The sequence below is a fragment of the Nonomuraea endophytica genome, from assembly GCF_014203235.1.
GTDB lineage: Bacteria > Actinomycetota > Actinomycetes > Streptosporangiales > Streptosporangiaceae > Nonomuraea > Nonomuraea endophytica.
The window spans coordinates 106,464-119,482 of sequence record NZ_JACHIN010000007.1 but is presented as its reverse complement, the minus strand read 5'-3'; the positions used below and the strand labels follow the sequence as shown (position 1 = coordinate 119,482).

Sequence of the window (13,019 nt, the reverse complement as noted above, 5' to 3'; positions counted from 1 at the left end):
GGCTTTCCGGATAGGCTCAGAGGGCGATCATAGGTTTGGGTGTAAGGGGTGTCGTGGCAGACGTCGATGGTGAGGCTCCCTACGGACTGAATCTGTCGGAGGCCAGCCCTGCTCGTGTGTACGACTACCTGCTCGGGGGCAAGGACAACTTCGGTGTCGACCGGGCCGAGGGTGAGCGCATCCGCGCGCTCATGCCCGGTGTCGAGATCGGGGTGCGCGCGCAACGCGCGGTGCTGGGCAGGGTCGTCAGGTTTCTGGTCGGAGAGGTCGGTCTACGTCAGCTGATCGACATCGGCACGGGGTTACCGACAGCCGAAAACGTGCATCAGGTGGCTCACTCGGTTGATCCCGGGGTGCGTGTCGCCTATGTAGACAATGACCCGCACGTCCTGGTCCACGCCAGAGCCTTGCTGGCCAGGAATGTCAATACGCTCGCCGTACACGCCGACCTGCGTGAGCCCGCGGCCCTGCTGGGCGACCGCGAGCTGCTCGCGCACATCGACCTCAAGCGGCCGGTCGGCCTGATCCTCTGCGGGATCCTCCACCACGTCCAGGACGAGGAGGATCCGTGGCATCTCACGAAGGAGCTCGTCGCCGCCCTTCCCTCGGGCAGCTACGTGTTCATCCACCACCTCCTGAACAGGGGCGACGAGCAGAGCCGTTCGCTGCTGGAGGCACGGAACACCCGATACCGCACCAAGGATGAGATCGCCCGCTTCTTCGCGGGTCTTGAAATGGTCGATCCCGGGCTGGTAGGGGTGCCTGACTGGCGTCCCGATCCCGATCAACCGTTCCAGGAGAGCCATCCGGTGCTGAAACTGGCGGTCGCCGGCGTCGGCCGCAAACCATGACCAACCCTGCAAGAGGTGTTCCTATGGGTCTTCGTGATGACATGCCGCTTCTCGCCCGCCACGAGGGCGAGTGGGAGGGCACGTACACCCACCTTGACGCGGACGGCAACCTGATCGACCGCCACCGCTCCCACCTGACCTGCACCATCGTGGACGACAAGACCTATCACCAGGTCAACCGCTACACCTGGGACGACGGCAGGACCGAGGAGCTCCAGTTCCCCGGCACGTACCTGGGCAACGGGCGCTGCGGCTTCGACACCGAGCGCATCAAGGGCGAGTTCTGGGAGCTGGACGCGTCCACGATCTACCTGAGCTGGATCTACAAGGCCGCCGACGAGGACCTGCGGCTGTTCGAGCTGATCGTGCTCAGCGACGACGGCAAGAGCAAGAGCCGCGTGTGGCAGTGGGTCAAGGGCGGCGTCTGCGTCAAGCGCACGCTGATCGACGAGCGACGGGTGTCCTGACCCCCGCCCCGGCCGCCCGATCCGCGGCGGCCGGGGGCTCTGCCCGGAGCCGACACGCGCGTTGACAGAGTCTCTCCGATGATGATCGTATTTCCCCCGCTATAGCCGCCCCACCTCCGGAGACACGATGTTGAAGCGCCGTGGTCTGTCCTTCGCTATCGCCTTATCCGCCGTCATGCTGACCGGTCTCGCACCGGGCGCCGCAGTCGCCGCCGACATCGACGACCCCTGGGCCCCGGGCCCCATCTACCGGACGGTCACCGACGACGCCGGACAGCTCCAGCTGCAGTCCATGGGCCGCCCCGACGGCCAGGACATGGTCTTCCGCATCTCCGGCTCGGTCTACGCGAACGTGGAGGGCAACGCCCTCGACCCCAAGATCCGCCACGGCCAGAAGCTGTTCAACCTCGAGGGCTACAACATCCGCCGGCTCTACCGCGTGCCCGGCACCACGCAGATCCACCAGCTCTCCCGCGAGATCGTCTTCTACACCAGCCCCACCAACCCCACGCAGATCCTCACCGAGTGGACCAACCCCGTCGACGGCAAGATCTACCCGGTCGTGCCGATCAACAACGACCGGGTGGCCTTCGGCCCGTTCAACGTCACCCCCTCCTACGTCGGCCCACCCCTGCAGCAGCGGCACGAGGAAACGGCGTGGACCAGCGACATCCCGGTCAACACCAACTTCGGCACCACGCTCGGCGAGCGCTTCGGCCTCAAGAACGGCTACTACAGCGCGATGGAGATGTTCGACTTCTACGTCGACGACCGTGAGCGCGCCGCACGCACCGTCGACGGCACCGTCCCCACCGGCGCCATGAAGACCAAGATCAGCTGGAGCCGCACCAGCCCGTGGGCGCCCTTCATGTGCCTGCCCGAGGAAAGTGTCCAGGGCCAGCTGACCTACCACGCCCGAAGCTGGGCGCTCAACTCCTACGCTGAGGTCGAGCCGTGGCTGCGTGCCAAGATCGACCTGCAGTACCCGCTCTACCAGGCCGCTCCCACCGACCCCGGCGCCAGCGAGAACTCCTGGTCGTCGTTCTACAACAAGCAACTGGGCCGGGGTGCCACCACCTGGGCCCAGTGGTGCACCACCAACGGAAGGTAACCATGACGCAGGTCAGGAACCCGCTCACCGGGGAAACCGACCGCCTGCTCGCACCACCGTCGCCCGCGCTGCTCACGGCCACGGCCAACGAGCTGCGCGCGGCGGCGCCCGCCTGGCGCGAGGCGGACCGAGGGGCCGTGCTCAACCGCTTCGGGGCCGCGCTGGCCACCGACGACGAACTGCTCGCCGCGCTCGTGGCCGACACCGGCCGCACCGGCGAGTCGGTGCTGGAGCGGCAGATCGTGGCGGGCATGATCGAGCGGTGGGTACGGCTGGCCCCCGCCCTTCTCGCCCCGCCCGAGGACGAGCCCGCCAGCCTGCCCGGCATCGTGGTCGGGGGCGAGGCGGTGCCGTACGAGCTGGTCGGGGTGATCAGCCCGTGGAACTTCCCGCTGCTGCTCGGCCTCATCGACGCGATCCCGGCGCTGGCCGCCGGATGCGCGGTGCTGGTCAAGCCCAGCGAGGTGACGCCCAGGTTCATCGAGCCGCTCATGAAGCTGGTGCCCGAGGAACTGCCGCTGCGGGTGGTCGAAGGCGCGGGGGAGACCGGCGCCGCGCTGATCGGCCTCGTCGACGCGGTCGTGTTCACCGGCAGCGTGCCCACCGGGCGCAAGGTCGGCGAGGCGGCGGCCAAGGCGTTCATCCCCGCCTTCCTGGAGCTCGGCGGCAAGGACCCGGCCATCGTGCTGGCCGGCAGCGACCTCGACCGGGCCGCCGCCGCCGTCCTGTGGGGCGGCACCGCCAACGCCGGGCAGGCCTGCCAGTCGATCGAGCGGGTGTACGTGGAGCGGGCCGTACACGCGGAGTTCCTCGCGCTGCTCGCCGACAAGGCGGCCAAGGTGGCGCTGACCTGCGAGGGCGGCCCCATCGGGCCGATCATCGCGGCCGACCAGGCCGACGTCATCGCGCGCCACCTCGCCGACGCCGTCGAGCGCGGCGCGGTCGTGCACACCGGCGGCCGGATCGAGCACCACGGCGGCGGGCTGTGGTGCCGCCCGACCGTGGTGTCGGGCGTCGATCACTCGATGGCGCTCATGACCGAGGAGACGTTCGGGCCGATCCTTCCCGTGATGGCCGTGGACGACGCCGACGAGGCGGTACGGCTAGCCAACGACTGCGCGTACGGGCTGTCGGGAGCGGTCTTCGCCGCGACCGAGCAGGACGCGCGCGCGGTCGCGCGGCGGCTGGAGGCGGGCGCGGTCAGCGTCAACGACGCCTCGCTGACGGCGCTGGTGCACGAAGGGGAGAAGAACTCCTTCAAGCTCTCCGGCCTCGGCGGCTCGCGGATGGGCAAGGTCTCGATCAACCGGTTCGTCCGCCGCCGCGCCCACCTGGTCAACCGCTCGGCCGCGGCGAACCCGTGGTGGCACCGATGACCGCCTACCGGGCGCTGGCCCTGCAACTGGAGACCCGTGCGGTGACGGGTTTGGCCGACCCGCGTTCGGAGATCAGGGCGGCGATCGCCCGGGTGGACTCGGGCCTCGGCGGCTCCAAGGCCTGGATCGGTCCCGACCTGCGGCTGGTCGTCCTGCCCGAGTACGTGCTGACCGGCTTCCCCATCAGCGAGAGCGTCGCCGCCTGGCGGGACAAGGCGGCCCTGGCCCCCGACGGCGAGGAGTACAAGGAACTCGCCGAGATCGCCGGCCGCCACGGCGTCTACCTGTGCGTCAACGCCTACGAGAGCGACGAGCACTTCCCCGAGCTGTTCTTCCAGGCCTGCGTGATCCTCTCCCCGCAGGGCGAGACGGTGCTGCGCTACCGCAGGCTCCACTCCATGTACTCGCCCAGCCCCTACGACGTGTGGGAGCGCTACCTCGGCGTCTACGGCATGGACGCGGTGCTGCCGGTGGCCAGGACCGAGATCGGCAACCTGGCCGCGCTGGCCTCGGAGGAGATCCTCTACCCGGAGCTGGCCAGGTCGCTGGCGCTGCGCGGCGCCGAGGTCTTCTGCCACCCGACCTCGGAGGCCTCGGCCCCGGCGCTGACGCCCAAGGCGATCGGCCGCCGGGCACGCGCCATCGAGAACATGGCCTACCTGGTCTCCGCCAACAGCGGCGGCCTGACCGGCATCTCCATCCCCGGCGACTCCACCAACGGCGGCTCGGAGGTCCTCGACTTCGAGGGCCGGGTGCTCGCCGTGGCCGGGCCGGGCGAGTCGGTCATCGCCGCTGCCGAGCTCGACCTCGACGGACTGCGCCGCTTCCGCACCCGCCCCGGCATGACCAACCTGCTCTCCCGCGTGAAACCGGCCCTCTGGGCCGAGGAGTACGCCCGCCACGACGTGGAGCGCCCCGACGGCCTGGCCGACGCCGAGCCCGGCCGCGCCTGGTTCGTCGCCCGCCAGAAAGAGATCATCGAGCGCCTGTACGGCTGACGCGCGGACGCCCCCCTCCCCTCGGGAAGGGGGCGTCTCAGCGGGTACGGCTGGCCCGATGCCAGCCCAGCGTCATCCGCTCCACCCCGATGAACACGGCGTTGAGCAGGATCCCGAGCACGCCCAGCAGCACGATGCCCGCCCACATGGCCGGGATGTCGAACTCGCTCTGCGCCTCCAGCATGCGGTGCCCGATGCCCTCGCTGCTGCCGACCAGCTCCGAGACGACCATCATGATGAGCGCCAGCGAGATGCTCAGCCGCAGCCCGGCAAAGATCTTCGGCGCCGCCGCCGGCAGGATGATGCGGAACACCCGCTGCGTCATGCTCAGCCGGAAGACCTCCCCGGTCTCCACGTACTGCTTGTCGACGAAGCGCGCCCCGTCCGCGGCGTTGATCAGCACCGGCCAGACGACGCCGTAGACGATCGAGGCCAGTTGCATCGGTGTGCCGATCTTGAACAGGATGAGGAAGATCGGCAGGAGCGTCGAGGGCGGCACCGAGCGGCCGAAGTGGATCAGCGGGTCGGCCAGCGCCGACAGCCAGCGCGAGCGGCCCAGCAGGACGCCGAGCGCCACCCCCGCCACCGCGGCCATCGCCCAGCCGGCCAGCAGCCGGGCCAGGCTCGGGACCAGGTCCGCGAGCGCCTCGTCGGTCAGGAAGACCCGTGACAGCGGCCCGGAGAACCACATCTCGTGCAGCCGGACCACGATGACGCTCGGTGGGGGGAAGTAGGTGGCCTCGGCCTGCCGCGTGGTCAGCTCCCAGGCCAGGACGGCGACGGGCAGCAGCCAGTACCACGCGAGCCTGCGTATGATCATGACGTCGATCCCTGGTGCCAGTGGAACAACCGGCGCTCACCGGCCATGAACAACGCGTTGGCCGCCAGGCCGATCAGGCCCGCCCAGATCGTGCCGGCCAGCATCCTGTCGACGCGGTTGGCGCTGCCGGCGAGGGAGAGGAAGTTGCCGATCCCGCCGCCGCCACCGGCGATGAGCTCGACGCTCACCGCCACGATCAGCGTGACCGACAGGGCGATGCGGATGCCGGTGGCGATGAAGGGCGCCGCGCTGGGCAGGCTGACCCGCAGCACGATCGACATGCCGCCGAACCCGAAGCTGCGCAGGGTCTGCTTGGCCTGGGGGTCGACGTCGCTCAGGCCGTACATCGTGTTGATGAGCAACGGCCACGCGCAGGTGTAGACGATCAGCGCGATCTTGGCGTCCTGGCTCTCGGTGAACAGGAACATCGCCAGCGGGATCAGCGACACCGACGGGATGGGCCGCAGGAACTCCACCAGCGGCCGCACCGAGCGCTCGATCACGGGGACGGTGCCGAGCAGCAGCCCGGCGGGCACCGCGGTGGCGATCGCGATCACCAGGCCGATGAGGCAGGCCAGCAGGGTGTCCCCGACGTTGGACAGGAACTCGCCCTCGAAAGCGATCTCGACCGTGGTGGCCAGCACGGTCGAGACGAGCGGGATGATCTCGGGGTCGATGACCCCGAGACGTCCCAGGGCCTCTACGAGAACGAGGAACCCCAGGACGCCGGCGGCGCCCAGGATTCCTCGTCTGTTGCGGAGAGTGCTCATTCGACCTTGGCGGGGATGAGTGTCGAGACGTCCATCTTCGCCTTGAGGTAGCCGTAGCTCTGGAGCAGGTCGGCCAGCTTCTGGAACGCGGCCATGTCCGGCTCCATGCCGAAGCTGCCGAGCTTCATCGCGGCGACGGCCGGCGCGGGGATCTGGGTGTAGGTCGGGACCACCTCGTTGATGGCGTTGCGGTCCTCACCGGCGATCTTCTGCGCCTTGGCCAGCGCGCGGTGGAAGGCCGCGGCCGTCTTCGGGTTGTCGGTCAGCCACTTCTCCGACACGCCCCAGCCGTCGATCGGGATGCCCGCGGTCGGGCCGCTGGTGGTGTCGATGATCTGGGTCGCGCCCTCCTTGATCGCGGCCGACAGGAACGGCTCCACCAGCCAGGCGGCGTCGACCTTCTTGGAGGCCAGGGCGCCGAGCTGGTCGGCGAACTGGATCGCCACGAACTTCACGTCCTCCGGCTTGAGACCGGCCGCCTGGAGGTGGGCGTTGGTGGCGGTCTGGCCGAGCGCCTTCAGCACGTTGACCGCGACGGTCTTGCCCTTGAGGTCGGCCGTCGCCTTGATCGGCGAGTCCTTGGGCACCACGACGCCCGCGATGCCGGGGGCGCCGGTCTGGACGTGCTGGAACAGCTTGAGCTTGGCCGCGCCGGAGTCCTGGATCGCCATCAGCGAGACGTAGCTGGTGAGGAAGGCGTCCATGCTGCCGTTGAGGATCTTCGGCATGACCGCCTGCGGAGCCTGGATGATCTCCGTCTTGACGGTCAGGCCCTCTGCCTTGAAGAAGCCGCGCTTCTCGGCGATGTACAGCGGCGAGGAGGAGGGGACGGGCACGACACCAACGGTGATCGTGCTCTTCTCCAGTCCGCCGGCGGGGGCCGAGCCCTGCGCCTTCGGCGTCTCCTTCTGCCCGCCGCCGCACGCGGCCAGGGCGAGAACGGTCGCGCAGGCGACGGTGACGACCCGCGTTAATCTCATGTTTTCGCTCCTGCTACTGCTCGGGTCCGTTGAAGACCATGGTGGGGACATCAATCTTGCTCTTCAGATAGCCGAACTCGTGCATGAGGTCGGCCACGCGCTGAATGCGCGTCGCGTTGAGCGAGGTCGGGAAGGTCCCCATGGCCATGGTCATGACCGCTTCCTTGGGGATCTGGGTGTACTTCGGCACCACCTCGGCCAGCGCCGAACGGTCGGTCGCGGCCAGGCGCTGCGCCTTCTGGACGGCGCGCTGGAAGGCGGCGGCGGTCTTCGGGTGCTTGGCCACCCACGCGTCGGTGCTGCCCCAGCCGTCGATCGGCAGCGACTCGGTGGGGCCGGTGTTGGTGTCGAGCAGCACGCGCGCACCGCCCTGCTGCGCCGCCGACAGGAACGGCTCCACCAGCCACGCGGCGTCCACGGTGCCGGACTTCAGCGCGGCGATCTGCGCCTGGAAGTCGATCACGGTGAACTTGACGTCCTGCGGGCTGAGCTCGTTGATCTGCAGGTGCGCGCTGACGGAGAGCTCGCCGAGGTTCTTCAGGGAGTTGACGGCGATGGTCTTGCCCTTGAGCTCCTTGGCGCTCTGCAGCTTGGAGTCCTTCGGGACGACCACTGCGGCGATACCGGGCGCGCCCTGGAGGGTATCGGACAGGATCTTGATCTTCTGACCACTGTCCTGAAGGTTTAGGAACGATACGTAACTGCCCTTGAAGATGTCCATGCTGCCGTTGGCGATCTTGGGCATGACCGCCTGTGGCGCCTGGATGACCTCCATCTTGACGCTGAGGCCCTCTTGTTTGAAGAAACCTCGCGCTTCGGCGATATAAACCGGCGCGGACGACGGCACGGGGGAGACCCCGATGGTGATCGTCGTCTTCTCAAGGCCCCCAGCTGCGGAGGAACCAGTGGGGGAGCCTGAGCCGCTGCTGCATGCGGCAAGGGAAACGGCCACGACGAGCCCGATTACGGACACGCGGAGGGTAGGCCCGAAAGTCATGAGTCTCCTCGACGGGGTGGTGCAAGGGTTCCGCGAGCGTCCCGAGCGACTGGTGGGACCGTGCGAACAGGCGGTGATCGTACCGGAGCCCCGGTCGCAATTGCCATGAAATCATCCGTTTTGTGTTGTCCGAAATATCGAAGGCTGGGCCGTATGTCCGAAATAATGACCTTTGTGGTGATAATGAAGATGTGATATGGCAGGGAGTGGGTGATTTGCAATGCTTGATGAGTTCGGTGAGGCCGGAGTGTTGGCCTGAGTTAGGAGGATGTGCTCAAATAGCTCCTTGTTCCGAGGGTTGTCCCGTCTATCCCTCACCACCCCGTGGAACCCGCGAGGAAGTGCCAGTCACGTGAGGAAACGATCCGGCGCGAACCAGCGTGGCACGCAGAGTCCGGTGCCCACGCAGGCACACTCCAAGGCCGGTGGCGGTAGGTTCCGACTCCGCAACTGGCGCGTGCGATGGCGGCTCATCGCGCTCATCGCCGTCCCGACCGCCGTCGGTGTGTGGATCGGCGGCCTGCAGATCGTGGACTCCATTGGCCGGGCCAACGCTTATCAGCGTGTCCTGGAAAAGGCGGAATTGGGGGATTCCATCACCGAGCTCGTCCACGAGCTCGCCCTGGAACGTGACCGGGCCGTCCAGTATGTCGCCGTCGGTCGGCGCAGGCCCGCTGAAGCCGACTTACGCGCCACGTTCACCCCGGTCGACAAGGCCGTCACCGCCTTCAACCAGAAGGCCGCCGTCATTTCCGACGCGCACGGCGAGAGCGTCAGCCTCATGGTCCAGCAGATGCAGGGCCGCCTGGAGGAGATCGCCTTCGCCCGCGACACCGTCATCAAGTCGCAGCTGCCCGCGCTGCCCACGATGCGCAAGTACTCCCAGATCATCGACGCGCTCCAGAAGTTCCACGACGAGATCGGCCAGGGCGACGTCGACGAGACCCTGAGCAACAGCGTCCGCGCCTTCAGCGCCCTGACGCGCGCGAAGGACGCCGCCTCGCAGCAGCGCGGACTCCTGGCCGCCGCCGCCACGACCGGCGCCTTCCAGACCGGCGAGCAGGAAGCCTTCGGCGGCGCCCGCGCCCAGCAGGAGAGCGAGATCGCCGCATTCCGGTCGACCGCCTCCATCGACGAACTGCAGTTCTACGAGGACACCGTCACCGGCGCCGACGTCGACCGCGCGGCGCTGTTCCGCCTGCGCGCGCTGTCGCAGGCGGCCGAGGGCACCGCCATCGACCTCGACTCCCGCACCCGCGCGGACGCCGACCGCTGGTTCGAGTCGATCACCGGCGCCATCGACGCCATGCGCACCGTGGAGAAGCGGCTGTCGCAGTCGATCAACGTGCAGAGCCGGGGGCTGAAGGACTCCGCCCAGACCTCCGCGCTGTTCGCCGCCGTCGGCTCCGGCCTGCTGCTGATCCTGGTCCTGATCGTCACCACCCTGATGGCGCGCTCGCTGGTCAGCCCGCTGCGCCGGCTGCGCAGCGAGGCCCTGCACATCGCCGGCCAGCGCCTGCCGGACACCGTGCGCACCATGCGCGAGACCGTCGACGCCAGCACGCCCGAGGTGCCGCCCATCGGCGTCGTCTCCGAGGACGAGATCGGTGAAGTGGCCCGCGCCTTCGACGAGGTCCACCGCGAGGCGGTACGGCTGGCGGGCGAGGAGTCCAGGCTTCGGAGCAACGTCAACGCCATGTTCGTCAACCTCTCGCGCCGCTCCCAGACCCTCGTCGAGCGCCAGATCACCCTGATCGACGGCCTGGAGCAGGGCGAGCAGGACGAGAGCCGGCTGGCCAACCTGTTCAAGCTCGACCACCTCGCCACCCGCATGCGCCGCAACAGCGAGAACCTCCTGGTCCTCGCCGGCCAGGACCCGCCCCGCCGCTGGAGCCAGCCGGTCAAGCTGGTCGACGTCGCCCGCGCCTCCCTGTCGGAGGTCGAGAACTACGAGCGCGTCGTCCTGCAGGTGCCCGACGGCGTATCCGTCGCAGGACAGGCCGTCAACGACGTCATCCACCTGCTGGCCGAGCTGGTCGAGAACGCGCTGTCGTTCTCCCCGCGCGAGACCCGCGTCACCGTCTCCGGCAGCCGCATCGACGGCGGCGGCGTCATGCTGTCGATCACCGACTCCGGCATCGGCATGACCGGCGAGGAACTCACCCAGGCCAACGACCGCCTCACCGACGCGCCCACGGTCGACGTCTCCGTCTCCCGCCGCATGGGCCTGTTCGTGGTCGCCCGCCTGGCCCACCGCCACGGCATCCGCGTGCAGCTGCGCCCCCACGGCTCCGGTGGCCTGACCGCCATGGTTCTGCTGCCCGAGGCGCTGCTCGGCGCCCAGGCCGCCGCCATGGCCGGCGCCGGCAGCGGACCTGGCCCGATCAGCGCGCCGCCACCGCACCCGCCCGTGGTCGAGCCGTTCAACGGCCAGCCCATGCAGTGGGGCCAGCAGATGCCCGGCGGCCACCCCTCCTTCCCGTCGAACCCGGCCAGCGGCTCATGGCCGTCCATGCCCCAGTGGCCCTCCGAAGGCGGCGTACCCGCAGGTGGCGGCGGCGGCGGGAACGGCGGCGGCTGGCCGTCCGACCCGCGCGGCGGCGGCCCCGACACCTCGGACGTGTGGGTGCCCTCACGCAACACCGGCGGTGGCGGCTGGGGCAACGAGCCCCCGCTGCCCAAACGCCAGCCGGCGCCTCCATCGGAGGAGGTGTCCACCTGGTCGTTCAACCGCGAGCAACAGCAACCGCAGCGCCCGCAGAACCGCTACGACTTCCCCGAGACGGAGTCGGCCGCCACCGGGCCCATCCCGGCCGTGAACCAGGGCGACGAGTTCCTGCCGATCTTCGCCTCGGTGGAGTCGGCCTGGTTCGAGCACAACGACAACGGCGGCGGCAACTGGGGCTCGACCAAGGCTGACGCGGGCTGGAGCGCGGCGGAAGCCGTACGCGAGCCGGTGCGAGACGCGCCCACGGCGGCGGGACTGCCGAAGCGCGTCCCCAAGGCCAACCTGGTGCCGGGCTCGGCCGACACCGCCAGCGCGCCCAAGGGCGTGGCCCCGGTACGCAACGTCTCGCCCGACCGGGTGCGCAGCCGGCTGAGCAGTTTCCAGCAGGGCTTCCGAGCAGCACGTGATGACATCAGCGAAGGCAGGGCGTATCCCCCTGGCTCGAAGCACGTTGATAGCAGGGAGGAGGGCGAATGAACGACCTGAGCCACGCGGCGCGCGGGGTCGACTGGCTGATCACTGATTTCGTCAGCACCGTTCCCGGGGTCGCCCATGCTGTTGTGGTTTCTTCCGACGGGTTACCGCTCGCGGCCTCCGCCGGCTTCCCGACGGACAGGGCCGACCAGCTGGCCGCGATCGCCTCCGGGCTGATCAGCCTGACCCAGGGCGCCGCCCGGGTCTTCGAGGGCGGGGTGGTCAACCAGACCATCGTGGAGATGGAACGCGGTCTCATGCTGATCATGTCGATCAGCGACGGCTCGTGCCTGGCGGTCCTGGCCGCCCCCGACTGCGACATGGGGCTGGTCGCCTACCAGATGACCCTGATGGTGGACCGTGCCGGGCAGGTGCTGACCCCTGCGGTACGCGCCGAACTGCGCGCCAGCCAGACCAGGTGATCAGCGTGAGTGACCAGAGCTTCGAGGTGCACGCCTCGTGAACAGCCACCCTAGTTGGAACAGCGGCGGCGGCTGGGAACCCCCGCCGCCGCCCCACAACGACCCCGCCTCGCCGGTACGCCCGTACGCGGTGACGGGCGGGCGCACGGCGCCGCGGGTCAAGCTCGCCATGGAAGCGCTGGTGTCCTCGGCCACGGCCGAACACCGGGAGTTCTCGCACATCACCCCCGAGTACCAGGCGATCTCCCAGCTGTGCCGCCAGGTGCGCTCGGTCGCCGAGGTCTCCGCGCTCCTGCGGATACCACTCGGCGTGGTGCGGGTGCTGATCGCCGACATGGCGGCAGAAGGTCTGGTCCGCGTGCACCAGCCAGCGCTGGAAGCCGGAAGGCCGGACGTGTCTTTGCTCGAAAGGGTGCTCAGTGGACTTCGCAGGCTCTAGCCCCGGCCTCACCTCGACGAAGATCGTGGTGGCCGGAGGCTTCGGTGTCGGTAAGACGACGTTCGTCGGCGCGGTGTCGGAGATCATGCCGCTGACCACGGAGGCGGTCATGACAGACGCCTCAGCGGGGATCGACGACCTCGGGATGACACCACTGAAGTCCACGACGACCGTGGCGATGGACTTCGGCCGCGTGTCGCTGGACCGTGACCTCATCCTCTACCTGTTCGGGACGCCGGGTCAGCACCGGTTCTGGTTCATGTGGGACGACCTGGTGCGCGGCGCCATCGGCGCGGTCGTGCTGGTGGACACCCGGCGCCTGGCCGACAGCTTCCCCGCCATCGACTACTTCGAAGAGGCGCAGCTGCCGTTCGTCGTGGGCGTCAACGGCTGGGACGGCCAGTATCCCCACAGCGACGGCGAGGTGCGCGACGCGCTCACGCTGGCGCCGCACATCCCGCTGGTGCGCCTGGACGCCCGGTCCAAGGACTCGGTCAAGAGCGCGCTCATCCACCTGGTCGAGCACGCCCTTACGGTACGCATGGCCGTGCCCGGCTGGAATGGCTGAAGGAGCGACTAGGCTGGG

General features: G+C 69.0%; 13 protein-coding genes. 9 read left to right on the top strand and 4 right to left on the bottom strand.

The genetic code is table 11. The annotated features are described in order from the left end of the window. The first annotated feature begins 53 nt into the window (after positions 1–53). From HNR40_RS25650 to HNR40_RS25630, 5 genes are all read left to right on the top strand, one after another. Positions 54–851 carry an SAM-dependent methyltransferase gene (locus tag HNR40_RS25650; RefSeq protein WP_184965586.1) on the top strand — a complete coding sequence of 266 codons (798 nt, stop codon included), beginning with the start codon at positions 54–56 and terminating at the stop codon, positions 849–851. Positions 852–874: 23 nt separating this feature from the next. Further along, positions 875–1,318: a DUF3598 family protein gene (locus tag HNR40_RS25645; RefSeq protein ID WP_184965584.1), complete on the top strand. Its 444-nt coding sequence runs from the start codon at positions 875–877 to the stop codon at positions 1,316–1,318. Between the two features lie 127 nt (positions 1,319–1,445). Beyond that, positions 1,446–2,429 (top strand): DUF1838 family protein, encoded by a 984-nt coding sequence (locus HNR40_RS25640; RefSeq protein ID WP_246509479.1) that lies wholly within the window; start codon positions 1,446–1,448, stop codon positions 2,427–2,429. Positions 2,430–2,431: 2 nt separating this feature from the next. Further along, positions 2,432–3,805, top strand: coding sequence for an aldehyde dehydrogenase family protein (locus HNR40_RS25635; RefSeq protein ID WP_184965583.1), 1,374 nt, complete (start codon positions 2,432–2,434; stop codon positions 3,803–3,805). Then, entirely contained in the window at positions 3,802–4,803 is a 1,002-nt protein-coding gene (locus HNR40_RS25630; protein WP_184965581.1) for a nitrilase-related carbon-nitrogen hydrolase, read from the top strand. Before HNR40_RS25635 ends, HNR40_RS25630 begins: the two co-directional genes overlap by 4 nt. 37 nt (positions 4,804–4,840) lie before the next feature. Here the strand turns inward: HNR40_RS25630 and HNR40_RS25625 are convergent, their stop codons facing one another. Genes HNR40_RS25625 through HNR40_RS25610 form a run of 4 tightly spaced genes read right to left on the bottom strand, consistent with a single transcriptional unit; the run spans position 4,841 to position 8,370 of the window. Next, a complete protein-coding gene (locus HNR40_RS25625) occupies positions 4,841–5,623 on the bottom strand; it encodes an ABC transporter permease (protein WP_184965579.1) in 783 nt (260 codons plus the stop codon). Continuing rightward, the gene (locus HNR40_RS25620; RefSeq protein WP_184965577.1) at positions 5,620–6,393 is read right to left on the bottom strand and encodes an ABC transporter permease; all 774 of its coding nucleotides are present in this window, start codon (positions 6,391–6,393) and stop codon (positions 5,620–5,622) included. Before HNR40_RS25620 ends, HNR40_RS25625 begins: the two co-directional genes overlap by 4 nt. Beyond that, on the bottom strand, positions 6,390–7,373 hold the full coding sequence (locus HNR40_RS25615) for an ABC transporter substrate-binding protein (RefSeq protein WP_184965576.1): 984 nt from the start codon (positions 7,371–7,373) through the stop codon (positions 6,390–6,392). The genes HNR40_RS25620 and HNR40_RS25615 overlap by 4 nt, the downstream gene beginning before the upstream one ends. 13 nt (positions 7,374–7,386) lie before the next feature. Next, positions 7,387–8,370, bottom strand: a complete 984-nt coding sequence (locus HNR40_RS25610; protein WP_246509478.1) for an ABC transporter substrate-binding protein — start codon at positions 8,368–8,370, stop codon at positions 7,387–7,389. Between the two features lie 457 nt (positions 8,371–8,827). Here HNR40_RS25610 and HNR40_RS25605 point away from each other — a divergent pair, with 457 nt between their 5' ends. The 4 genes from HNR40_RS25605 to HNR40_RS25590 are packed head-to-tail and all read left to right on the top strand — an operon-like array spanning position 8,828 to position 13,001. Then, positions 8,828–11,575, top strand: a complete 2,748-nt coding sequence (locus tag HNR40_RS25605; RefSeq protein ID WP_184965572.1) for a sensor histidine kinase — start codon at positions 8,828–8,830, stop codon at positions 11,573–11,575. Then, entirely contained in the window at positions 11,572–11,994 is a 423-nt protein-coding gene (locus HNR40_RS25600; protein WP_184965570.1) for a roadblock/LC7 domain-containing protein, read from the top strand. The genes HNR40_RS25605 and HNR40_RS25600 overlap by 4 nt, the downstream gene beginning before the upstream one ends. Positions 11,995–12,031: 37 nt before the next feature. Next, on the top strand, positions 12,032–12,433 hold the full coding sequence (locus HNR40_RS25595; RefSeq protein ID WP_376773507.1) for a DUF742 domain-containing protein: 402 nt from the start codon (positions 12,032–12,034) through the stop codon (positions 12,431–12,433). Beyond that, on the top strand, positions 12,414–13,001 hold the full coding sequence (locus HNR40_RS25590) for a GTP-binding protein (protein WP_184965568.1): 588 nt from the start codon (positions 12,414–12,416) through the stop codon (positions 12,999–13,001). The genes HNR40_RS25595 and HNR40_RS25590 overlap by 20 nt, the downstream gene beginning before the upstream one ends. Positions 13,002–13,019 lie beyond the last annotated feature (18 nt).